The sequence below is a fragment of the Streptomyces sp. NPDC004610 genome (genome assembly GCF_040609715.1).
Classification (GTDB): domain Bacteria; phylum Actinomycetota; class Actinomycetes; order Streptomycetales; family Streptomycetaceae; genus Streptomyces.
Genome location: NZ_JBEXLA010000034.1, coordinates 70,216 through 92,423, shown reverse-complemented (window position 1 = coordinate 92,423; position 22,208 = coordinate 70,216). Strand labels below are relative to the sequence as shown.

Sequence of the window (22,208 nt, the reverse complement as noted above, 5' to 3'; positions counted from 1 at the left end):
CGGGACGGCTGATGCGGGGGACGCTCCTGCGTATGGTGCCGCTGCGGATGGACCGCAGCGGACTCCGTACGGGGCTCAGATGGAAGCTCAGCGCGGCGATCGCGCTGGTCGGCGCCCTGGTGGCGATCGCGCTCAGCCTGGTGGTGCACAACGCGGCCCGGGTGTCGATGCTGGACAACGCGCGTGATCTGGCCGACGAACGGGTGCAGATCGCACAGCGCAACTATGAGCTGTCCGGGCGGCCCAACTTCCCCGGAATCAAGATCGACGACCCGCTGCTGCCGGCCGAGCTGCGCGAGAAGGTCGAACGGGGGCGGCGGGCGACCTTCGTGGCCGACGAGTCGGGTGGGGCGCCGGACATCTGGGCGGCCGTACCGCTCAAGGACGGGCATGTGATGTCCCTGCACACCGGGTTCACCGACCGCAGTACGGACATCCTCAACGATCTGGACCAGGCGCTGATCATCGGGTCGATCGCGGTGGTGCTGGGTGGCAGCGCGATCGGCGTGCTGATCGGGGCCCAGTTGTCACGGCGGCTGCGCAAGGCGGCCTACGCGGCGAACCGGGTCGCCAAGGGTGATACGGAGGTGCAGGTCCGGGAGGCCATCGGCGGGGTGGTGCGGGACGAGACCGACGATCTCGCGCGGGCCGTGGACGCCATGGCGGACGCGCTGCGCCAGCGGCTGGAGGCCGAGCGCCGGGTGACGGCGGACATCGCGCACGAGCTGCGCACCCCGGTGACCGGACTGCTCACCGCCGCCGAGCTGCTGCCGCCGGGCCGCCCCACCGAACTGGTGCTGGACCGGGCCAAGGCCATGCGCACCCTCGTGGAGGATGTGCTGGAGGTCGCCCGGCTCGACGGGGCGTCGGAGCGGGCCGAGTTGCAGGACATCATGCTCGGGGAGTTCGTGGCACGCCGGGTCGCGGCCAAGGATCCGCAGGTCGGGGTGTCCGTGGTGCATGAGTCGGAGGTCACCACCGATCCCCGGCGACTGGAGCGGGTGCTGTTCAATCTGCTCGCCAACGCCGCCCGGCACGGCCGTCCGCCCATAGAGGTCATCGTCGAGGGCCGGGTGATAAGAGTCCGTGACCATGGGCCCGGCTTCCCCGAGAAGCTGCTCGCGGAGGGGCCCAGCCGGTTCCGCACCGGCAGCGAGGACCGCGCGGGCGTCGGCCATGGCCTGGGCCTGACCATCGCGGCCGGCCAGGCACGGGTCCTCGGCGCCCGGCTGACCTTCCGCAATGTCCGGCGGCCCGGCGCTCCCGACCACATACCGGCGGAGGGCGCGGTCGCCGTGCTGTGGCTGCCGGAACACGCACCGACGAAGACGGGGAGCCATCCGATGCTGCCGGTTCCCGGGGAGAAAGGGTGAGGGACGGCCCCTCCGGGGTCCGGGCACAACGCCCGGTCCGCCTTTCGCTGCGAACTCCTTCGTGAAGTCCAGCTCCTCGCTCCGCTCGGTCAGTGAGTGGCAGTTGCCGTTGCCGTGGCGTCGCGGGAGATCGCCTCGATGGCGTACGGGCGCTCCTGCGGGGGCTGGAGGAGTTCGACGCCACGGGACGGGACGTGAAGGTCTCGTCGTCGGCGCTCTTGTCCATACGGTCGATGGTGGCACGCGGGACTGACAACGAGGGGCGGGCCGGGCGTCCCGACCACCCCGGAAACCGCAGACGTCCCGGGCGCCCCGGACGCCTTAGACCGACTCCGTCAGCGGCGCCTTCAGCGCCGTACCCGAACCCGAACCCGATCCCGAACCCGACCCCGTGTCCGTTCCCTCCGCCTCCGCCGCCGCCTCCTCCGTCGTTCCGGAGGACCCCCTCAGCGGTACCTCCTTCACGAAGAACGCCGCGATCAGCACCACCACGGCCACCGCCGCGCCCAGCAGGAAGGCGGAGTGGGTGCCCGCCGACACGGCGTACTGGTACGCCTCGCGGGTCGCCTCCGGGAGCTTCGCGAGGCTGGCCGCGTCGAGCTGGGCGGATTGTTCGGTGGCCTGGGAGCCGAGGGTGCCCGCCCGCGCGGACATCTCGTCCAGCACCCGGTTGTTGAACACCGCGCCCATGAGCGCGACACCGAAGGACGAGCCCAGGGTGCGGAACAGGGTCGCGGAGGAGGAGGCGACGCCCATGTCCTTCATCTCGACGCTGTTCTGCGCGACCAGCATGGTGATCTGCATCAGACAGCCCATGCCGAGACCGAGGACGGCCATGTAGATGCCGGACGTCAGCCGCGAGGTACCCGTGTCCATCTGGGCCAGCAGAAACAGCCCGGCGACCATCAGAACGCCGCCGACCAGCGGGAACACCTTGTAGCGCCCGGTGTTGGTGGTGACCCGGCCGGCGACCATCGAGGTGAACAGCATCGCGCCCAGCATCGGCAGGAGCAGCAGCCCGGAGTTGGTCGCGGACGCGCCCTGCACGGACTGCTGGTAGAGCGGCAGGAAGAGGGTGGCGCCGAACATCACGAAGCCGGTGACGAAGCCGATGACCGACATCAGGGTGAAGTTGCGGCTGCGGAAGATGTGCAGCGGCAGAATCGGTTCGGCAGCCTTGGTCTGCCAGAGCACGAAGCCGACCAGCGCGGCCACTCCGATCCCGGTCAGCTCCATGATCCGCGCGGAGGTCCAGGCGTACTCGGTGCCGCCCCAGGTGGTGACCAGCACGATCGCGGTGATGCCGACGGTCAGCAGCAGCGCGCCCGGATAGTCGATCCGCGCCTGCTGCCGCTTGCGGGGCAGGTGCAGGACGACGGTGACCAGGGCCAGGGCGACCAGACCGAGCGGCAGATTGATGTAGAAGGACCAGCGCCAGCCCCAGTTGTCGGTGATGGTGCCGCCGACCAGCGGTCCGCCGATCATCGCGAGCGCCATGACGGCGGCCATCATGCCCTGGTACTTGCCGCGCTCCCGGGGCGGGATCAGATCGCCGATGATCGCCATCACCCCGACCATCAGACCGCCGGCGCCCAGGCCCTGCACCGCGCGGAACCCGATCAGCTGGCCCATGTCCTGGGCCATGCCGCTGAGCGCGGAGCCGATCAGGAAGATCACGATCGAGGTGAGGAAGGTGTTCTTGCGGCCGTAGAGATCGCCGAGCTTGCCCCAGATCGGGGTGGATGCGGCGGTGGCCAGGGTATACGCGGTGACGACCCAGGACAGGTGTTCGAGTCCGCCCAGTTCGCCGACGATCGTCGGCATCGCGGTGCCCACGATCATGTTGTCCAGCATCGCGAGCATCATCGCGATCATCAGGGCGAGCAGGACGACCCGGACACTCCTGGGCCGTTTTCCCTTCCCTGCCGCCGCTTCGGGTATCGCGGCGGGTCCCGCCGCCTCCGTTGTCGTCTTCTCCGCCATCGTTCCAGCGCCCCCATCCCCTGCGCGCGCCTGCTCATCGCGCGTAGCTACCTGGACTTACTTGCCGACCGGCTAGCCCCCGGCACGACCGAGAAGCTACTGGCGTTACTAGCCGGGCGTCAAGTAAGTTTTAGGGAAAGTCGCGAGGGCACATCGCGAAGGACGAGGATGGGCGGCATGACCGGGAGCACGGAGAACACGAGGCGGCGGCGCCGCGGGGACACCCGCCAGCGCATCCAGGACGTCGCGCTGGAACTGTTCGCCGAGCAGGGGTACGAGAAGACATCCCTCCGCGAGATCGCCGAGCGCCTCGATGTGACGAAGGCGGCGCTCTACTACCACTTCAAGACGAAGGAAGAGATCATCGTCAGCCTCTTCGAGGATCTGACGCGGCCGATCGAGGAACTGATCGAGTGGGGCGGCCGACAGCCGCACACCCTGGAGACCAAGCGCGAGATCCTGCGCCGCTACGGCGACGCGCTCTGGGAAGCGGAACCACTGTTCCGTTTCATGCAGGAGAACCAGGCGACGGTACGGGACCTCAGCATCGGCGAGATCTTCAAGCAGCGGATGCTGGGCATGCGCCGGATCATCATCGACCCGGACGCCGCCCTCACCGACCAGGTCCGCTGTGTCAGCGCCCTGTTCACCCTCCACGCCGGGATGTTCGCCCTGCGCGACCTGGAGGGCGCCCCCGAGGACAAGCGCGCGGCGGTCCTGGATGTCGCCATCGACCTGGTGACGCAGGCGCATGGGGGTGGGTGAGGCGGGGGAGTGTGAGGCCGGGGGGTGTGTGAGGCGGGGGGCGGGTGGCTGCCGGGTGGCTGCCGCCGGGTCGGGGGGCCGAGTCTGCGGCTGCCAGGTCGGGGCCGAGTCGGGGGGTGCCGGGTCGCTCGGCTACGAGGTGGGGCCGGGCCGGAGAGTTGCCCGCGAAAGGGCTGCCCGCAGGCAGGCATCCTGCCGGGAGGGCCACCCGGTCGGGGGGTCGGAGGGCTACCGGCGGAAAGCCACCGGGCGCCGGGCAGGCTAGCGACCGCAGGGCCGCCAGGCCAGGGGCCAGGAGCCAGAAGCCCAGCAGTCAGCGGGCCAGGGACTGGCCGACCACCAGGCTAGGGGCCACCGGGCTACTAGAGGCGACCAGGCTAGGGGCTAGCGGCTAGCGGCCACCGAGCCACCAACCACTACCAGCCCAGCCCAGCCCCACCAGCCAGCCAGCCCCAGGGCGACCAGCCCCGGAACGACCAACCCCAAGACGACCATCCCGACGGCTCCGGCATCAGTGCCGTCAGATGCTCAGGCCCTTGGCCCGCAGGAAGGACACCGGGTCCACGGCGGAGCCATAGTTCGCGGACTTGCGGATCTCGAAGTGCAGGTGCGGCCCGCTGGAGTTTCCGGTGTTGCCGGACAGGGCGATCTTCTGACCGGTCTTGACTATCTGACCGATCTTGACGTTGACCTGGGACAGGTGCGCGTACTGCGAGAACATGCCGTTGCCGTGCTTGATCACCACGGCGTTGCCGTACGCGGGGCCGTCGCCGCCGCCGTTGCCGCCGGCCTTGACGACGGTGCCGCCGTGGGCGGCGTAGACCGGGGTGCCGGTCGGCACGGCGAAGTCCTGGCCACTGTGGGTGGCGGCCCACCGGGCACCGTTCTGGGCGAAGCCGGCGGTCTTGGTGTACTGCTTCACCGGCTTGACCCAGGAGGGGGCCGCGGCGGCCTTGGGCTTGGCGGCGGGCGCCTTCGCGGCGGCCTCGGGTTTCGCGGCCGGAGCCTCGGGCTTCACAGCCGGGGCCTTGGGCTTGGCGGCCGGGGCCTTCGCCGGAGCCTCGGGCTTCACGGCGGGCGCCTTCGCGGCGGGCGCGGCGGCCGGGGCCTTGGCGGGCGAAGAGTTCAGTTCGGCGGCAACCGCGACCCCGGCGCCCAGTACGGCCGTGGTCCCGAGACCCGCGGCCAGCACGGCAGCGCGGGTGCGGAGCAGGGACGTACGGGGGGAACGGGGGGAACGGGACGTGATGCGCTGGAACATTTCAACCTCATGGGGACGGGGACAGGAAAACCACCCGGCGCACAGGCATCGGCCGGATGGACCATCCCTTGGTACCCCCGCCCCCCAGAAGCCCCCAAATGTGTGACCTACGACGGAATCTAGTACGTACGCGGCAAACCCAACGGGTCTTGACAGAGCCCGCATCCAGGGTGAATCCGGGCAGTGCGGCTGATGTCCGCATGCAATTCATAGCCATACATCCCTTTTGCCCGTTTCATGATCTCCACTATTCCCTCTAGTACGGGGCAAATCGCCTGTGCGCCATGTCACCGCACTCCGGGGTCGGGCAACTCCGTGATGTGACCGGCGCTACTTCGTTACCTACCGTCCAGTAACCCGGCGGTTCCCTTGCCGCCATCCTGCTGCCTAAGCATGCACACGACACATCGCTGCCTGCGGTTTCGTACCGCGGGTCCCAGGCGGGAGGACCCCCCATGACCAGCCGACGCCCCTGGAATCCTCGTCCGGCCGCCACCGCCGTCACCGCGGCGGCAGCGACCCTCGTGGCACTGGCCGCCCCTGCGGTGGCCGCGGCCACCACGACCACCGCCACCACGACCACCGCCACCACACCCACCGCCATCACCACCGCCATCACCACACCCACCGCCGCACCGAAGGGCGCACAGCAGGCCGCCGCCGCCCCCGCTGCCGTTGGCGCCGCCGCGGACGTCGACTACGCCACCTGGCAGCGCGACTGCCGGCTGGTGATGGACCAGGCGCTGCCCCGGATCAAGGAGCGCATCGCCAAGACCGAGCGGGGCGAGAAGCAGGCGATCGTCCTGGACATCGACAACACCAGCCTGGAGACCGATTTCGGCTTCACCTACCCGCAGCCCGCCAACCAGCCGGTCCTGGAGGTCGCGCGGTACGCGCAGGAGCGGGGCGTGGCGCTGTTCTTCGTGACCGCCCGCCCCGGGATCATCTCTCTGCCCACCGAGTACAACCTCGACCACGCGGGCTACGAGATCTCCGGTCTCCACGTCCGCGGATTCTTCGACCTCTTCAAGAACGTGGCCGCGTACAAAACCGCTCAGCGGGCCGGCATCGAGGCGAAGGGCTACACGATCATCGCCAATATCGGCAACAGCGCGAGCGATCTGTCCGGCGGCCACGCGGAGACGACATACAAGCTGCCGGACTACGACGGACAGCTCTCCTGAGCCGGTCGGGGAGCGGGCGGCTGCGCTGAGCCGCCGACTGCGCTGAGCCGGTCGGGAGGAGAGCCGTTCTTCTGTGAGCCGTTGTTCTGATCGCGCGGCCGGCCCGGTTCATCTCATCAGGGTCATCTCGCTCGCGCGTCAACTCCCGGTGCAATGCCTGGACTCGGTGAGGGAATGGGCGCCGTTCCGGGACGCCTGTTCGAACGGAATTGCCTTTCCCGCATCGAACACCTTCGGGCGCCGGGTGGCCGGAAAGGGGAGCCCGGCAGCCCGCTGACGCACGAGAAAAGGGCCGGCACCCGAAGGCGCCAGCCCTTTTCCCTACCTCAGGTTCTCTACCTCAAGGCGTGATCGTCACGCTTCCTTGCTCAGATTCGGTCCGGCGCCACCGGCCGCCTGCTCGATCGGCGGGGCGTCGGGGAGCGCGGACTTCTCCTCGCCGCGGAAGGTGAAGGTCTTGCTCTCGCCCTCGCCCTCCGTGTCCACGACCACGATGTGGCCGGGGCGCAGCTCGCCGAAGAGGATCTTCTCCGACAGGGAGTCCTCGATCTCGCGCTGGATGGTCCGGCGCAGCGGCCGGGCGCCCAGCACGGGGTCGTAGCCCTTCTGCGACAGCAGTTCCTTCGCGGACTGGGAGAGCTCCAGGCCCATGTCCCGGTCCTTGAGGCGCTCGTCCACCTTGCCGATCATCAGGTCGACGATCTGGAGGATGTTCTCCTGGGTGAGCTGCGGGAAGACCACCACGTCGTCGACGCGGTTGAGGAACTCGGGCCGGAAGTGCTGCTTCAGCTCGTCCTGGACCTTGTTCTTCATGCGCTCGTAGTTGGTCTTCGTGTCGCCCTGGGCGGCGAAGCCCAGGTTGAAGCCCTTGGAGATGTCCCGGGTGCCGAGGTTGGTCGTCATGATGATGACCGTGTTCTTGAAGTCCACGACCCGGCCCTGGGAGTCGGTCAGCCGACCGTCCTCCAGGATCTGGAGCAGCGAGTTGAAGATGTCCGGGTGGGCCTTCTCCACCTCGTCGAAGAGGACGACGGAGAACGGCTTGCGGCGGACCTTCTCGGTGAGCTGGCCGCCCTCTTCGTAGCCCACGTAGCCGGGGGGCGAACCGAAGAGCCGGGAGACCGTGTGCTTCTCGCTGAACTCGGACATGTCGAGGGAGATCAGCGCGTCCTCGTCGCCGAAGAGGAACTCGGCGAGCGCCTTGGACAGCTCGGTCTTACCGACACCGGACGGGCCCGCGAAGATGAACGAGCCACCGGGGCGCTTCGGGTCCTTGAGGCCCGCGCGCGTACGGCGGATCGCCTTCGACAGCGCCTTGACGGCGTCGACCTGGCCGATGACCCGCTTGTGCAGCTCCTCCTCCATACGGAGCAGGCGGCTGGACTCCTCCTCGGTCAGCTCGAAGACCGGGATGCCGGTGGCCGTGGAGAGGACCTCGGCGATCAGCTCGCCGTCGACCTCGGCCACGACGTCCATGTCGCCGGCCTTCCACTCCTTCTCCCGCTTGGCCTTCGCGGCGAGGAGCTGCTTCTCCTTGTCACGGAGCGAGGCAGCCTTCTCGAAGTCCTGCGAGTCGATCGCGGACTCCTTGTCGCGGCGGACACCGGCGATCTTCTCGTCGAACTCGCGCAGGTCCGGCGGCGCGGTCATCCGGCGGATCCGCATCCGGGAACCGGCCTCGTCGATCAGGTCGATCGCCTTGTCCGGCAGGAAGCGGTCCGAGATGTACCGGTCGGCCAGGGTGGCGGCCTGGACCAGCGCCTCGTCCGTGATGGAGACGCGGTGGTGGGCCTCGTAGCGGTCGCGCAGGCCCTTGAGGATCTCGATGGTGTGCGACAGGGACGGCTCGGCGACCTGGATGGGCTGGAAGCGGCGCTCCAGGGCCGCGTCCTTCTCCAGGTGCTTGCGGTACTCGTCGAGGGTGGTGGCACCGATGGTCTGGAGTTCACCGCGGGCCAGCATCGGCTTCAGGATCGAGGCGGCGTCGATGGCGCCCTCGGCGGCACCCGCACCGACCAGCGTGTGCAGCTCGTCGATGAACAGGATGATGTCGCCGCGGGTGCGGATCTCCTTGAGGACCTTCTTCAGGCGCTCCTCGAAGTCACCGCGGTAGCGGGAGCCGGCGACCAGGGCGCCGAGGTCCAGGGTGTAGAGGTGCTTGTCCTTGAGGGTCTCGGGCACCTCGCCCTTGACGATGGCCTGGGCGAGGCCCTCCACGACGGCGGTCTTGCCGACGCCGGGCTCACCGATCAGGACCGGGTTGTTCTTCGTACGGCGGGACAGCACCTGCATGACCCGCTCGATCTCCTTCTCGCGCCCGATGACCGGGTCGAGCTTGGATTCGCGGGCTGCCTGGGTGAGGTTCCGGCCGAACTGGTCGAGGACCAGGGACGTGGAGGGCGTGCCCTCCGCCGGGCCGCCGGCGGTGGCGGTCTCCTTGCCCTGGTAGCCCGACAGCAGCTGGATGACCTGCTGGCGGACACGGTTGAGATCGGCGCCCAGCTTGACCAGGACCTGGGCGGCGACGCCCTCGCCCTCACGGATCAGGCCGAGCAGGATGTGCTCCGTGCCGATGTAGTTGTGGCCCAGCTGAAGGGCCTCGCGGAGCGACAGCTCCAGGACCTTCTTGGCACGAGGAGTGAAGGGGATGTGCCCGGACGGGGCCTGCTGGCCCTGACCGATGATCTCCTCCACCTGCTGACGGACCGCCTCAAGCGAAATGCCGAGGCTCTCCAGGGCCTTTGCGGCGACACCCTCACCCTCGTGGATCAGGCCCAGGAGGATGTGCTCGGTGCCGATGTAGTTGTGGTTGAGCATCCGGGCTTCTTCCTGAGCCAGGACGACAACCCGCCGCGCGCGGTCGGTGAACCTCTCGAACATCGTTAATCGCTCCTCAGAGCGGTCAGGCAGTGGGGGGAACTTCCCCTCCCTGTCCTTCCGCAGCTTAGTCCCGCAAGCGGGGACCGCTCATTCCAACTGCCGACACCGGACCGAGAACCACGTCTGCCTCCTGACCCCGAATGACGACAACTGCTCCAACCTGATGGTGCGAGACGATGTTCCCGCAGGCCAGGCAGTTACCCCTGCCATCTGTACGCCCATGGCGAACGCGAGACGGCCTTTCCTGCGTGTCGCCCCCTCCCACTAGGCATGTCTTACCCTCCGCCACTGACAGTCCATGCCGCACCCCCTGGTTCCCTCCGCTACGGGCGAACAACCTTGCGCCACCTCGCACCCCCGCACATCTCCATCTTCACCACTCTCCGCATTCGCACACACACTCAACGTAACTCAGCCGTCGGGGACCCGGTTGCTGGTGGCATGGCTGGCGCCCCTCCCCCGTACGGCACGGTCCCCGCCCCCCGCGGCCCGCTCGACGCGGTCTGCCGGGATGTGCGGCGGTGGTACGAGAACGAACTGGGATGGCCGACCGTGCCCGGATCCCCACCGCGGCTTCGCGTGGGCCCGCGATTCGACGTCCTGGATGTGCCGGCCGAGGCGGGCAGGGCCGCGCTGCGTCATCTGGCGCCAGGTTCTCCGGTGGCCCTGGCGGAGGCCGGGGAGGGGCCGCGCGGGGCGGAAGGGGGCGGGGGCCGGGGGTGCGGGGCGCGCGGGGCGGAAGGGTGTGGCGGCCGGGGGTGCGCGGCGCGCGGGGTAGAGGGGGGTGGCGGCCAGAGGTGCGTGGCACGTGGGGCGGAAGGGGGCGGGGGCCGGTGGTGCGCGGCATGCGAGGCAGAGGGGAGCGGCGGCCAGGGGTGCGCGGCACAGGGGGCCCGTATGCGGCTGCTGGTGGCCGCGGGGTCCGCGGAGGAGCTGCCGGGGCTGCTGGACTGGCTGGAGTGGGGCGCGCTGGCCTCGGGCCTGGATCTGGTGGCGATCGGGGCGGGCGGGGTGATGACGGCGCCTGAGCCGGTGCCTGTGCCTGTGCGGGTGGGGCGGGGGTGTCCGGGCGGTGGGGGTGTCCCGGGGGGCGAGGGCGGCCGGGGCGGGACGGGGTTCGTGACCGGACCGGGGTGCGTGCGCGGGGCAGGCTGCGGGTGCGGACCGGGGTCCTTGGGCGGGGAGGGGCACAGGGGCGGGCCGGGGTGCGCGTGCGGCGCAGACTGCCGGTGGGGGCCAGGGCTCCTATGCGGGCCGGGGTCCTCGCGCGGGGAGGGCCGCCAGGGCGGACCGGGGTGCGTGCGCGGGGCCGGGTCCCTGTGGGGGCCGGAGTGCGTGCGCGGTGCTCGGTCGCTGTGCGGAGCGGGGTCCTTGCAGAGGGCCGCCGTATGGCTGCGGCCCCCCGAGCCGGGGTGCGAGGTCGAGTCCTCGCTGCCGACGCTGTCGGCCATGGGGGGCGGTGGGGGCGCCCCCGATCTCGTGCGCGTCGTGGACACGGTGGCGGCTCACTGCCACCGCATCCGATTGCGGCGCTCGTGCGCTCAGGCGTTGGCCTTCTCGTAAGCCTCGCGAATGGTCGCCGGAACCCGGCCGCGGTCGTTGACCTCGTAACCGTTCTCCTTCGCCCAGGCGCGGATGGCCGCAGTGTCCTGGCTGCCGCCGGAAGCGGCGCGCGCCTTTCCACGTCCACCCGAAGCACGGCCACCGGTACGCCGACCGCCCTTCACATACGGATCAAGAAGGCCGCGCAGCTTGTCCGCATTGGCCGTCGTGAGATCGATCTCGTAGGTCTTGCCGTCCAGAGCGAACGTCACGGTCTCGTCCGCCTCGCCGCCGTCGAGGTCGTCGACAAGAAGGACCTGAACCTTCTGTGCCACCGGATTTCCTTTCATCGATAACGTGAGGGCCGGGGTCTGCGGCGTCCGCCGTTTCGCCGCTCCCCTGTTATATGCAGTACGCAGTACGTCGGAAAGCAAACCGCTTTTGCTGGAAAAACACAAACCCCTGGGAGAGACTCACGGGGCGGCGGCGGTCATGAAACGTGCGCGTTTCGGACATAGGGAACCTGGGCAAGGGGGTCCGGCGGAATATGCCGTGCCGATCACAGATGCAGCAGCATCCGGCTGTTGCCCAAGGTGTTCGGTTTCACTCGTTCGAGACCGAGGAACTCCGCGACGCCCTCGTCGTAAGAACGCAACAGCTCCGCGTAGACATCGGTGTCGACCGGTGTCTCACCGATCTCCACGAAGCCGTGGGCGCTGAAGAAGTCCACTTCGAAGGTGAGACAGAAAACGCGTCGAACGCCCAGCCAGCGCGCGGTGTCCACCAACTTCTCCAGCAACTGATGGCCGACACCGGCGCCCTTGAGTCCGGGCTTCACCGCGAGAGTGCGGACTTCCGCGAGGTCTTCCCACATCACGTGCAGCGCGCCGCAGCCGACGACCTCGGCGTTGTCGTCGCGTTCCGCGACCCAGAACTCCTGGATGTCCTCGTAAAGGGTCACCGTCGCTTTGTCGAGGAGGATGCGGTCCCGGGCGTACGCGTCCAGTAGTGCGCGCACCGAGGGGACATCGCTGGTCCGGGCCCGCCGGACGGTGATGGCTTTAGCGGTGACTTCGGGGCTCTCTGCGCTCTGTGCGGACATGAACGGACGCTATCGCCCACCGTCCTCCGGCGCCGCGCCGGGGTTCTCACCGGGCTTCTCGGCCGGGTTCTCGGCGGGCTTCTCCCCGGTGTTCTCGGTGGTGGTTCGCCCGGGTTCCGGTTCTTGCGGTGATTCCGGTCCCTGGACCATGCGTACGGCGTCGGCGAGGGCGTGGCGCTGTTCCTCGCTCATCATGCCGAAGAAGGCGACGAGAGCAGCCGCCGGGTTGTCGCTCTGCGCCCATGCGTCGTTCATCAGGGCGGCGGCGTAGGCGGCCCTGGTGGAGACCGCCTCATATCGATAGGCCCGGCCTTCCGCCTCACGGCGGACCCAGCCCTTCTGATGGAGATTGTCCAAAACGGTCATCACCGTGGTGTAGGCGATGGACCGCCCCTGCTGAAGGTCTTCCAGGACTTCTCGAACGGTCACCGGGCGGTTCCACTTCCACACCCGGGTCATGACGGCGTCTTCGAGTTCTCCCAATGGGCGAGGCACAACTCAGCACAATAGTGGGAGATCTCGGTGATGACGTGCTGGACGTGCGTCTTTACTGAAAACAGGGGCAAAACGGGCGGATGTCGGACGGCGGTCCCTCAGGGCGCGGGACGTAGATCCGGCGACCGTGGGTCCGCCGGACGCCGGTCAGTCGTCGGTGGTGGCCCGCGTGGTGGACGACGGCTGCTGAGCGCCCCCCACGCGCGCGAAGGCGGCGTCGACGGCCGCGTCCTCCTTGGCCTTCTGGGTGCCGCCCTGCGTCTTCACGATCACGCGGATCACACCGATGAAGAAGACGGCCATCACGGCCGGGGGCAGCAGCGCGGAGACGTAGTCCATGGGCCAAGGGTAGACGCGGGCCGCCGGGCGCCCGGGACGGGGGCCGGTGGGATGGCGCGCCCCTCGCGCAAGGGGCGCCGCCGGGGCGGCATGGTCGGTCAGCCGGCGGCCAACTGCTGCGGCGGGCCGGAGGGCGGCTGCGGGGGCTTGCGGCGCGGGAAGACCTCGCCCGGGGTGGGGATGGGGCGTCGCGCGGGCTGCGGGGCGGGCCGTTCGGGGCGTTTCGCGGGCGGCCGGGCCGGTTTGTCGGCGGGCTGCTTCTCGGGGGACCTGCGGCCGGGCTCGGCGAGCTGTCCGCCGCCGTCCGCCAGGCCGCCGGGAAGGGCCGTCAGACGGACCCGGGAGACGGGGACGGCCGGGAGGTCCGGGCGGCCCGTGCGCAGCGCCGTACGCCGCGCCAGGCGGGTGCGTACGTCGCGCTCCGCGAAGGTCCGGCAGCGGTCGAGGAGGGCGGCGGCGGCCGGGTTGCCGCGCAGGGCGCGCAGCGCGGCGAGATCGTCGGCGACCGGGCGGTACCCGGCGGCCAGGACCTCCTCCAGGAGCGTCAGATAGCCGCCGGCGGTGCCGGGGAGGGCGGCTCGGTAGCGCGCGAGGTCGGCCACGAGGAAGGCTCTCAGCCGCGCGGCCTCACGCGTCGCCTCGTCGAGCGACTCGGCGAGCCGGAGACAGTCCTGAACGTCCTCGTCCGAGGCGCGGCCGGGTTCCAGGGCGAGGGCGAGCGCGCGCCGGATCACGCGCAACTCCTCCCCACCGAACGCCATGCCGCCACGGGATCCGTAAGGCGTGGGCATATCCCAAAGATACGCACTAATCAGACAAACTCGACACAGGGGGTGGGTGTGGCGTGGGCGAGATACCCGGGTGGGGGTAGGGGGTGGGGGGTAGGGGGTGGGGGGTAGGGGGCGGGCGGGGTTTCGGGGGCGGGGCACTGGGGGTGGGGGTTTCGGGGGGGGCGGGCTTGGCAGGGGCGAGGCTCTGGGGGGAGGCGGGGCTCCGGGGGGCGTCCCTTGCTGCGGGGACTTGTGCGGGGCGTCCGCGGGAGGGGGTGCCCGTACAGGGTGGTCCGCTGGGTGGCACCTGGGGGCGTCGGAGGGGTGGCTCCCTGCCTGTGCCGGTGGCCGGATGGATGCGTGGCATCTGCGGGGTGTCGGAGGGCGTTCGCGCAGGGCCCTTGCGGGTGGCGGGACCCGGGTGGGGCGCCTGTTGGGGCGAGCGCCTGCGTGGGGTGTGAAGGGGGCGGCACCCGCGCGGGGCCGCCGCGCAACGGGGACCCCGGTAGGGCGTCCGCAAGGGCGAGTACCTGCGCCGGGCTCGGAGGGAGCGGCACCCGCGCGGGGGCCACCGCTCGGCGCGGACCGGAGCTGGGCGCCCGCCGGAGCGAGCACCCGCCGCCGGCGCCGGAGAAAGCGACGCCCACTGCTCGACGGGAACCCGAGCCGGACACCAGCCCGGAGCAAGCACCCGCACCCGACGCCGGAGCGGTGGCGGAACGCGCGCGAGGGACCCCTCTACGGCGGGGAACCCGAACGAGGCCCCCGCAAGGGCGAGCTCCAGGGCAGGGCGCCGCGAAGGGACACCCATGCAGGCCCGCTGCTCGGCGGGGAGCCGCGCGGGACGCCCGCTGGAGCGAGCACCCGGGTGGGGCGTGGACGAGTGGACACCCGCACAGGCCGCACTGCCCCATGGCGACCCAGGCCGGGCGCCCGCCGGAGCGACCACCCGCACCGGGCAGGAGCGTCCACCCGCACCGGACGCCGAGGGGCCGACACCCGCGCAGGTGCCCTCCGCGCGCCGGGAACCCGCGCAAGGACGCCCCCCAGCCGGTGAACGTCCCGCGCAGGGCACCGTACGCCTACATCCGCGAAACGTTCCGTTCGTAGACCAGGCGCAGGCCGACCAAGGTCAGCCAGGGCTCGTGTTCGTCGATGACCGAGGACTCGCCGAGGACCATGGGGGCCAGTCCGCCCGTGGCGATGACGGTGACGTCCTCGGGGTCGTCGGCCAGTTCGCGGGACATGCGGGTGACCACGCCGTCTACCTGGCCGGCGAAGCCGAAGATGATGCCCGCCTGCATGGCCTCGACCGTGTTCTTGCCGATCACACTGCGCGGGCGGGCCACCTCGATCTTGCGGAGCTGGGCGCCGCGCACCCCGAGCGCCTCGACGGAGATCTCGATGCCGGGGGCGATGACCCCGCCGACGTACTCCCCGCGCGCGCTGACCGCGTCGAACGTCGTCGCCGTGCCGAAGTCCACGACGATCGCCGGGCCGCCGTACAGCTCGACCGCAGCGACCGCGTTGATGATCCGGTCGGCGCCGACCTCCTTGGGGTTGTCGGTGAGGATCGGGACGCCCGTCTTGACGCCGGGTTCGACCAGGACGGCCGGGACGTCGCCGTAGTAGCGGCGGGTCACCTCGCGCAGTTCGTGCAGCACGGAGGGGACCGTGGCGCAGATGGCGATGCCGTCGATGCCGTCGCCCAGTTCGTCGCCGAGCAGCGGGTGCATGCCCATCAGGCCCTGGAGGAGCACCGCCAGCTCGTCCGCGGTGCGGCGGGCGTCCGTGGAGATGCGCCAGTGCTCGACGATGTCCTCGCCGTCGAACAGGCCGAGCACCGTGTGCGTGTTGCCTACGTCGATCGTCAGCAGCATGGCTGTCCCGCCCCTACCGCGCGGCGCGCAGGTCGAGGCCGATGTCCAGGATCGGGGCGGAGTGCGTGAGCGCCCCCACGGCCAGATAGTCGACGCCGGTGTCCGCGTAGGCCCTGGCGTTGTCCAGGGTGAGGCGGCCGGACGCCTCCAGGGCGGCGCGGCCGTCGACCAGGGCCACGGCCTCCTCGCACTCGCCGGGCGTGAAGTTGTCCAGCAGGATCAGATCGGCGCCCGCGTCGAGCACCTCGCGCAGTTGGTGCAGGGTGTCGACCTCGACCTCGACCGGCACGTCCGGGAACGCCTCCCGGACGGCCTTGAACGCCTGTTCCACGCCCCCGGCGGCGACCACGTGGTTGTCCTTGACCAGGGCCGCGTCGGAGAGCGACATACGGTGGTTGACGCCGCCGCCGCAGCGCACCGCGAACTTCTCCAGGGAGCGCAGCCCGGGGGTCGTCTTGCGCGTGTCGCGGACCTTCGCGCGCGTGCCGTCCAGAACGTCGGCCCACGCGCGCGTGGCGGTGGCGATGCCGGACATGCGGCACAGCAGGTTGAGCGCGCTGCGCTCGGCGGTCAGCAGGTCACGGGTGCGGGTGGTCACCGACAGCAGCGGCTGCCCGGCCTCGACCCGGTCGCCGTCCTCGACGTGCCGTTCGACCTCGAATTCGTCGGTGCAGACCACCGAGACCACCGCCTCGGCGACCCGCAGGCCCGCCACGACGCCCGCCTCGCGCGCGACGAAGTCGGCGGTGGCGACGGCCTCCTCGGGGATGGTCGCGACCGTGGTGACGTCCACGCCGCCCGCCAGGTCCTCCTGGACGGCCACGTTGGCGATGTCCTCGACCTCCAGCGGGTCGAGCCCGGCGGCAGCCAGCAGCTCGGCGAGCGCGGGGTCCAGACCGCACTCGGGGTATTCCTCGTCGGCGCCGCAGGCGCAGCCGTCGCCGCAGCCGCCTTCTCGGGCGAGGGGGAGGTCGGGGGTGCTCACTGGGCTCACTGCTCCTGGGAGGGACGTTGCCGGCGGGTCGGGGGGAAGTCTGCGGTATCGGTGGTGCGCACCGCGAGCGTGCGGTCCGGATTCAGCCGTACGACGATATGGCAGCGCCACGCCGTGTCGTCGCGCTCGGCGCGGTCCTCGCGCCAGTGGCAGCCCCGGGTCTCCTCGCGCAGCCGGGCGGCGGCGACCAGGACACGGGCCACGCACAGCAGATTGGTGGCCTCCCAGGTGTCGACACCGGGCTCGGCGGTCTTGCCGTTCTCGGCGAGGGCCTCGCGCGCGTCCCGGTGCAGCCGCCGGAGCTGCCCGGCGGCCCGCTCCAGGGAGGCGGCGGAGCGCAGGACGCCCGCGCCGTCGGTCATGGTCCGCTGGATGGCGAAACGGTCCTCCGGGGCGAGCAGCGGATGCTCGGGGACCTCGGGGTACGGCAGCGGCTGCGGTACGCGCACGGGCAGCCGGTCCCGGTCGCGGCAGGCCGCGATGTCGGCGGCGATGCGCTCGGCGTAGACCAGGCCTTCCAGGAGCGAGTTGGAGGCGAGCCGGTTCGCGCCGTGCACCCCCGTGCAGGCGACCTCCCCGCACGCGTAGAGCCCGCTCACGGTCGTCCGGCCCCGGGCGTCGGTGCGGACGCCGCCGGAGGCGTAGTGGGCGGCCGGGGCGATCGGGATGGGCCGGTGCACCGGGTCGATGCCGTGCGCCCGGCAGGCGGCCAGGATGGTCGGGAAGCGGTGCTCCCACATGGCGGCGCCGAAGTGCGTGGCGTCGAGGAACATGTGCTCGGCGTCCTGCTCCTGCATCCGCCGCATGATGCCCTTGGCGACGATGTCCCGGGGCGCCAGCTCGGCCAGTTCGTGCTGCCCGACCATGAAGCGCACCCCGCCCGCGTCCACCAAGTGGGCGCCCTCGCCCCGTACGGCCTCGGAGACCAGCGGCTGCTGGCCCTCGGCGTCCGCGCCGAGGAAGAGCACGGTGGGGTGGAACTGGACGAACTCCAGATCGCTGACCTCGGCGCCCGCGCGCAGGGCGAGGGCGACGCCGTCGCCGGTGGACACGGACGGGTTGGTGGTCGCCGAGAAGACCTGGCCCATGCCGCCGGTGGCGAGCACCACCGCGGGCGCGTGCACGGCCCCCACGCCGTCGTGCTGGCCCTCGCCCATGACATGGAGGGTGACACCGGCCGTACGGCCCTCCGTGTCCGTCAGAAGGTCCAGGACGAGCGCGTTCTCGATCATGCGGACGCCCCGCGCGCGGGCCGCCTCCACCAGGGCGCGGGAGATCTCCGCGCCGGTGGCATCACCGCCCGCGTGCGCGATACGGCGGCGGTGGTGGCCGCCCTCCCGGGTGAGTTCCAGACCGCCCTCGGCCGACTCGTCGAAGTGCGCGCCGGTCGCGATCAGCCGCCGTACGGCGTCGGGGCCCTCGGTGACGAGGATGCGGACGGCGTCCTCGTCGCACAGGCCCGCGCCCGCGACCAGGGTGTCTTCGAGGTGCTGCTCGGGCGTGTCGCCGTCGCCCAGGGCCGCCGCGATACCGCCCTGGGCCCAGCGGGTGGAGCCGTCGTCGAGCCGCGCCTTGGTGACGACGACGGTCCTCAGGCCCTCCGCCTCGCAGCGCAGGGCGGCGGTGAGCCCGGCGACGCCGGAGCCGACGACCACGACGTCCGCGGCGATCGACCAGCCCGGGGCGGGCGCGTGCAGCCGTATGCCGGTACGGGTGTCCGTGCTGTCGCTGGTCACGGGGCGGCTCCGAAGGTCAGGGGCAGATTGTCGATCAGCCGGGTCGCGCCCACGCGCGCGGCGACGGCGAGCACGGCCTCGCCCGTGAAGCCGTCCCCGGCCTCGGTGAAGTCGGCCGGGTCGACCAGCGCCAGGTAGTCCAGTTCCAGGGGCGGGTTCAGCCGGGCGGCCTCGTCCAGCACCAGGCGGGCCGCCGCGCGGACGGCGGCGGGCGAGCCGGGGGCCGCCTTGGCGACGGCGTGGGCGTCGGCCGCCGCGCGGGACTCGCCGAGCGCGCTGAGCGCCTCCGCACGCGCGCGGGTGGCGGGTACCTCGCGGGCCCGCGCGCGGAGCGCCTCCTGCGCCGCGTGCCGGTCGGCGCCCGCGAACAGCGCCTGGGACAGCGCCAGCGCCGTACGCCGCTCCCGGTCCGACAGGAAGCGGTTGCGGCTGGACAGGGCGAGCCCGTCCTCCTCGCGGACGGTGGGCACCGCGCGGATGTCCACCCCGAAGTCCAGATCCCGCACCATGCGGCGGATCAGGGCGAGCTGCTGGGCGTCCTTCTGCCCGAACAGCGCCACGTCCGGGCGGGTGAGATGGAGCAGCTTGGCGACGACGGTGAGCATCCCGTCGAAGTGCCCGGGACGTGCGGCGCCCTCCAGACGCGCCCCCATGGGGCCCGCGCTGATCCGCACCTGCGGCGCGCCGCCCGGGTAGACCTCGTCCACGCCCGGCGCGAGGACCACGTCCGCGCCCGCCTGCTCGGCGACCTTGAGATCGGCCTCCAGGGTGCGCGGATAGCGGTCCAGGTCCTCGTCCGCGCCGAACTGGAGCGGGTTGACGAAGACGGTCACCACGACCTCGCCGTCCGGCCCGGCCGCCGCCCGCGCGGAGCGGATCAGGGCGGCGTGGCCCTCGTGCAGGGCGCCCATGGTCATCGCGACCGCGCGGCGCCCCGTACGCGCGCGGGCGTCGAGTTCGGCGGCGGTCCGGATCAGGGTGGTGGTCATCGGGCGTCTCCTTCGGCACCCCGGGTGCCCTCGGCGCCGGGGCTCCCCTCGGCGAGCACCCCGAGCAGGTCCTCGGCCAGCTCCGGCTTCAGCAGCCCCTGGGCGAGCGCCCGGTCCGCGGTGGCCCGCGCCATCGCCAGATACCCGGCGACCGTCGCCGGGGAGTGCCGGCGCAGTTCCCCGATGTGTGCGGCGACCGTACCCGCGTCCCCGCGCGCGACCGGGCCGGTCAGCGCCGCGTCACCGGAGCGCAGGGCGTTGTCCAGGGCGGCGCCCAGCAGCGGCCCGAGCATCCGGTCCGGCGCCCCCACCCCGGCGGCGCGCAGCAGCTCCATGGACTGCGCGACCAGGGTGACGAGGTGATTGGCGCCCAGCGCGAGCGCCGCGTGGTAGAGCGGGCGGCTCTCCTCGGTGATCCACTCCGGTTCGCCGCCCATCTCGATGACGAGGGCCTCGGCGGCCATCCGCAGCTCATCGGGCGCGGTGACACCGAACGAGCAGCCCGCCAGGCGCTGGACGTCCACCGGTGTGCCCGTGAAGGTCATCGCGGGGTGCAGGGCGATCGGCAGCGCGCCCGCGCGCAGAGCGGGGTCCAGGACCCGCGCCCCGTACCGGCCGGAGGTGTGCACCAGCAGCTGCCCGGGGCGTACGGCGCCGGTCTCGGCGAGGCCGGACACCAGGCCGGGCAGGGCGTCGTCGGGCACGGTCAGCAGCACCAGGTCGGCTCGCCCGAGCACCTCCGCGGGCGGCACCAGGGGCACGTCCGGCAGCAGTTCGGCGGCGCGGCGCCGGGAGGCGTCGGAGACCCCGGAGACGGCGACGGGGCGGTGCCCGGCGAGTTGCAGCGACAGGGCCAGCGCGGGCCCCACCCGCCCGGCGCCGACCACACCTACGGCGAGCCGCGCGGGGCGGTCCCTGGGATCTGGCTGGTGAACTGTACTCACGCGACTGCGGCCTTCCCGTTCCAGTCCGCTCCGGGTACCGGACGATTTCTCGTCATGTTAACGCGATCGGTTCCGGGGGCGTCCGGTTGTCCACAGGGTGTGGGTACCCGCGCGGCTGCGGGCACCGGCGACGGGCCCGACGCGCCGGACGCGCCGGAGGGGCGCCCGAGAGGCGCCTGAGAAGCGTCTAAGGCACGCCTGAGGGGCGTCGCAAAAGCGGGTGCCCGCGCGCGGGGGGCGGGAGATGATCCCGGGCATGAGCGATGGGGAGCGGGACGCGACGGGACGGGACGGCGCTACCGGGGCCGCTGAGGCTGCTGAGGCCGCCGGGCGGGATGCGCGGGATGTGCGGGGTGTGCGGGCCCCTGGGGATCGAGATCCGGTCGATCGGGACGGACCGGGGCGAGGGTTGGGGTTGGGGTTGAAGTCGGTGCCAGGGTCGGAGCCGGGGTCAGGGCGGGGGCGAGGGTCGGGGTCGGGGTCGGGCTTGGAATCGGGCCCGGCCCCGGACACAGGCTCTGACCCGAACACGGACCCGGCACCAGACCCGGACTCCGCCGAAGCCCGCCGTCTCCGACGCTTCGAGCGGCGCAGGCAGGCCCAGCGGGGCGCCCGGCGCCTCCTCGGACGCTCCACCGTGCTCAGCTCGCTCCGCGACCGGCTGACGGTCCTGGACGACGTCGAGGACCTCTACGACCTCGACCAGCCCGTCGACCTGTACGGCAACGGCATCGTGGCCGCCCTGGAGGAGAAGGTCGCCGGGCTGCTCGGCACGGAGGCCGCCGCGTTCTTCCCGACCGGCACGATGGCCCAGCAGATCGCCCTGCGCTGCTGGGCAGCCCGCACCGGCGACCGGACCGTCGCCCTGCACGCGCTGGCCCATCCCGAGGTGCATGAGCGCAACGCCTTCAGCGAGGTCAGCGGATTGCGCCCGGTCCGGCTGACCCGCGAGCCACGGCTGCCGACCGCCGCCGAGGTACGGGACTTCGAGGAGCCTTTCGGGGCGCTGATGCTGGAGCTGCCGCTCCGGGACGCCGGCTTCGTCCTGCCCACGTTCGACGAGCTGACGGAGATCGTCGAGGCGGCGCGGGAGCGCGAGGCGGTGGTGCATTTCGACGGCGCGCGCCTGTGGGAGACGACCGAGCACTTCGGCCGCCCGCTGCCGGAGATCGCTGGCCTCGCGGACAGCGTCTACGTGTCGTTCTACAAGTCCCTCAACGGCCTCGGCGGCGCCGCGCTGGCCGGTCCGGCGCTGTTCGTGGAGCAGGCCAGGAGCTGGCGGCACCGGTACGGCGGGCTGGTCTTCCAGCAGTTCCCGACGGTGCTCGCGGCGCTGGCCGGGCTGGAGCGGGAGCTGCCCCGGCTGCCGGAGTACGTGCGGCACGCGCGCGTGATCGCCGCAGCGCTGCGTGAGGGGTTCACGGCGGCGGGGCTGCCCTGGTTCCGGGTGCATCCCGAGGTGCCGCACACCAACGAGTTCCAGCTCTGGCTGCCCTATGACGCCGATCTCGTCGCCGAGGCCGCCGTACGCCATGCCGAGGAGACCCGCACCCTGCTCTTCGGCCGCGCCTGGGACGCGCCCGGACCCGGTCTCGCCGTCACCGAGATCGAGGTCCGCGCGGAGGGGCTGGAGTGGACTCCGGCGGATGTACGGACGGCGGTCGCCGGGTTCGTGGCGATCCTGCGGGAGGAGGCCGCCGAGCGCGGTTAGCGCTGTGAACCGGCGGACTCCCCGCTCAGCACGCGGAGCGGGCGTCTCCGTGGCGCCGCGAGGCCGTCGTGACGGCAGCGGTGCGGATCCGGCGCAGAAGGCCCTGGGCGGGGCGCCCGGCGAGGACCGCGCGGAACCGCCGGTAGGTACGGATCTCGCGGACCACGCGCGCGTCGTGCCTGCCGGGCGCGGGCGGCATGGGCTCGCCGTGCTGGGCGGCGCGGTAGGTGTCGAGGAGGAACTGCTGGGTGCTGCTCATA

Annotated in this window: 18 protein-coding genes and 2 pseudogenes; 6 read left to right on the top strand and 14 right to left on the bottom strand. The window is 71.7% G+C overall.

From position 1 onward, the window contains the following. Positions 1-11 precede the first annotated feature (11 nt). Positions 12-1,373, top strand: a complete 1,362-nt coding sequence (gene cseC, locus ABZX40_RS31400; RefSeq protein WP_355745073.1) for a two-component system sensor histidine kinase CseC — start codon at positions 12-14, stop codon at positions 1,371-1,373. A gap of 321 nt (positions 1,374-1,694) precedes the next feature. On the opposite strand, the gene ABZX40_RS31395 is transcribed toward cseC, so the two are convergent. Further along, positions 1,695-3,356, bottom strand: coding sequence for an MDR family MFS transporter (locus tag ABZX40_RS31395; protein ID WP_355745076.1), 1,662 nt, complete (start codon positions 3,354-3,356; stop codon positions 1,695-1,697). A 177-nt stretch (positions 3,357-3,533) separates the two neighbouring features. Between ABZX40_RS31395 and ABZX40_RS31390 the strand changes: the two genes are divergently transcribed. Next, a complete protein-coding gene (locus ABZX40_RS31390) occupies positions 3,534-4,121 on the top strand; it encodes a helix-turn-helix domain-containing protein (protein ID WP_355745079.1) in 588 nt (195 codons plus the stop codon). Positions 4,122-4,641: 520 nt separating this feature from the next. Here ABZX40_RS31390 and ABZX40_RS31385 read toward each other — a convergent pair. Then, on the bottom strand, positions 4,642-5,382 hold the full coding sequence (locus ABZX40_RS31385; protein WP_355745082.1) for a M23 family metallopeptidase: 741 nt from the start codon (positions 5,380-5,382) through the stop codon (positions 4,642-4,644). A 455-nt stretch (positions 5,383-5,837) separates the two neighbouring features. Here ABZX40_RS31385 and ABZX40_RS31380 point away from each other — a divergent pair, with 455 nt between their 5' ends. Beyond that, positions 5,838-6,566 carry an HAD family acid phosphatase gene (locus ABZX40_RS31380; RefSeq protein WP_355745085.1) on the top strand — a complete coding sequence of 243 codons (729 nt, stop codon included), beginning with the start codon at positions 5,838-5,840 and terminating at the stop codon, positions 6,564-6,566. 354 nt (positions 6,567-6,920) lie between these two features. On the opposite strand, the gene ABZX40_RS31375 is transcribed toward ABZX40_RS31380, so the two are convergent. Further along, positions 6,921-9,446, bottom strand: a complete 2,526-nt coding sequence (locus ABZX40_RS31375) for an ATP-dependent Clp protease ATP-binding subunit (protein ID WP_355745088.1) — start codon at positions 9,444-9,446, stop codon at positions 6,921-6,923. Positions 9,447-9,887: 441 nt separating this feature from the next. On the opposite strand from ABZX40_RS31375, the pseudogene ABZX40_RS31370 reads away from it, so the two are divergent. Next, positions 9,888-10,112, top strand: a pseudogene (locus ABZX40_RS31370) (hypothetical protein); the annotation flags it as partial. 714 nt (positions 10,113-10,826) lie between these two features. Next, a pseudogene (locus tag ABZX40_RS31365) lies at positions 10,827-11,009 on the top strand (hypothetical protein); the annotation flags it as partial. On the opposite strand, the gene ABZX40_RS31360 reads toward ABZX40_RS31365, so the two are convergent. The 10 genes from ABZX40_RS31360 to ABZX40_RS31315 all read right to left on the bottom strand — a co-directional run bounded on the left by ABZX40_RS31360 (position 10,988) and on the right by ABZX40_RS31315 (position 20,237). Beyond that, positions 10,988-11,323, bottom strand: coding sequence for an Lsr2 family protein (locus tag ABZX40_RS31360; RefSeq protein ID WP_355745090.1), 336 nt, complete (start codon positions 11,321-11,323; stop codon positions 10,988-10,990). The pseudogene ABZX40_RS31365 and the gene ABZX40_RS31360 overlap by 22 nt on opposite strands. A gap of 224 nt (positions 11,324-11,547) precedes the next feature. Continuing rightward, entirely contained in the window at positions 11,548-12,090 is a 543-nt protein-coding gene (locus ABZX40_RS31355; protein WP_355745093.1) for an amino-acid N-acetyltransferase, read from the bottom strand. A gap of 9 nt (positions 12,091-12,099) precedes the next feature. Continuing rightward, positions 12,100-12,549 (bottom strand): BlaI/MecI/CopY family transcriptional regulator, encoded by a 450-nt coding sequence (locus tag ABZX40_RS31350; RefSeq protein ID WP_355745095.1) that lies wholly within the window; start codon positions 12,547-12,549, stop codon positions 12,100-12,102. A gap of 183 nt (positions 12,550-12,732) precedes the next feature. After that, a complete protein-coding gene (locus ABZX40_RS31345) occupies positions 12,733-12,924 on the bottom strand; it encodes a hypothetical protein (protein WP_355745098.1) in 192 nt (63 codons plus the stop codon). 98 nt (positions 12,925-13,022) lie between these two features. Continuing rightward, positions 13,023-13,685: a hypothetical protein gene (locus ABZX40_RS31340; RefSeq protein ID WP_355745294.1), complete on the bottom strand. Its 663-nt coding sequence runs from the start codon at positions 13,683-13,685 to the stop codon at positions 13,023-13,025. A 1,091-nt stretch (positions 13,686-14,776) separates the two neighbouring features. Then, on the bottom strand, positions 14,777-15,574 hold the full coding sequence (locus ABZX40_RS31335; protein ID WP_355745101.1) for a type III pantothenate kinase: 798 nt from the start codon (positions 15,572-15,574) through the stop codon (positions 14,777-14,779). A 13-nt stretch (positions 15,575-15,587) separates the two neighbouring features. Next, the gene (nadC, locus tag ABZX40_RS31330; protein ID WP_355745103.1) at positions 15,588-16,559 is read right to left on the bottom strand and encodes a carboxylating nicotinate-nucleotide diphosphorylase; all 972 of its coding nucleotides are present in this window, start codon (positions 16,557-16,559) and stop codon (positions 15,588-15,590) included. Between the two features lie 5 nt (positions 16,560-16,564). Next, complete coding sequence (locus ABZX40_RS31325) at positions 16,565-18,304, bottom strand: L-aspartate oxidase (RefSeq protein WP_355745106.1); 1,740 nt, start codon at positions 18,302-18,304, stop codon at positions 16,565-16,567. After that, positions 18,301-19,293 (bottom strand): pantoate--beta-alanine ligase, encoded by a 993-nt coding sequence (panC, locus tag ABZX40_RS31320; RefSeq protein WP_355745109.1) that lies wholly within the window; start codon positions 19,291-19,293, stop codon positions 18,301-18,303. Before panC ends, ABZX40_RS31325 begins: the two co-directional genes overlap by 4 nt. Continuing rightward, a complete protein-coding gene (locus tag ABZX40_RS31315) occupies positions 19,290-20,237 on the bottom strand; it encodes a DUF2520 domain-containing protein (protein ID WP_355745112.1) in 948 nt (315 codons plus the stop codon). Before ABZX40_RS31315 ends, panC begins: the two co-directional genes overlap by 4 nt. A gap of 487 nt (positions 20,238-20,724) precedes the next feature. Here ABZX40_RS31315 and ABZX40_RS31310 point away from each other — a divergent pair, with 487 nt between their 5' ends. Continuing rightward, positions 20,725-21,948, top strand: a complete 1,224-nt coding sequence (locus ABZX40_RS31310; protein ID WP_355745115.1) for a beta-eliminating lyase-related protein — start codon at positions 20,725-20,727, stop codon at positions 21,946-21,948. 25 nt (positions 21,949-21,973) lie between these two features. Here ABZX40_RS31310 and ABZX40_RS31305 read toward each other — a convergent pair whose 3' ends face one another. After that, the gene (locus ABZX40_RS31305; protein ID WP_355745118.1) at positions 21,974-22,207 is read right to left on the bottom strand and encodes a hypothetical protein; all 234 of its coding nucleotides are present in this window, start codon (positions 22,205-22,207) and stop codon (positions 21,974-21,976) included. Position 22,208: the final 1 nt, after the last annotated feature.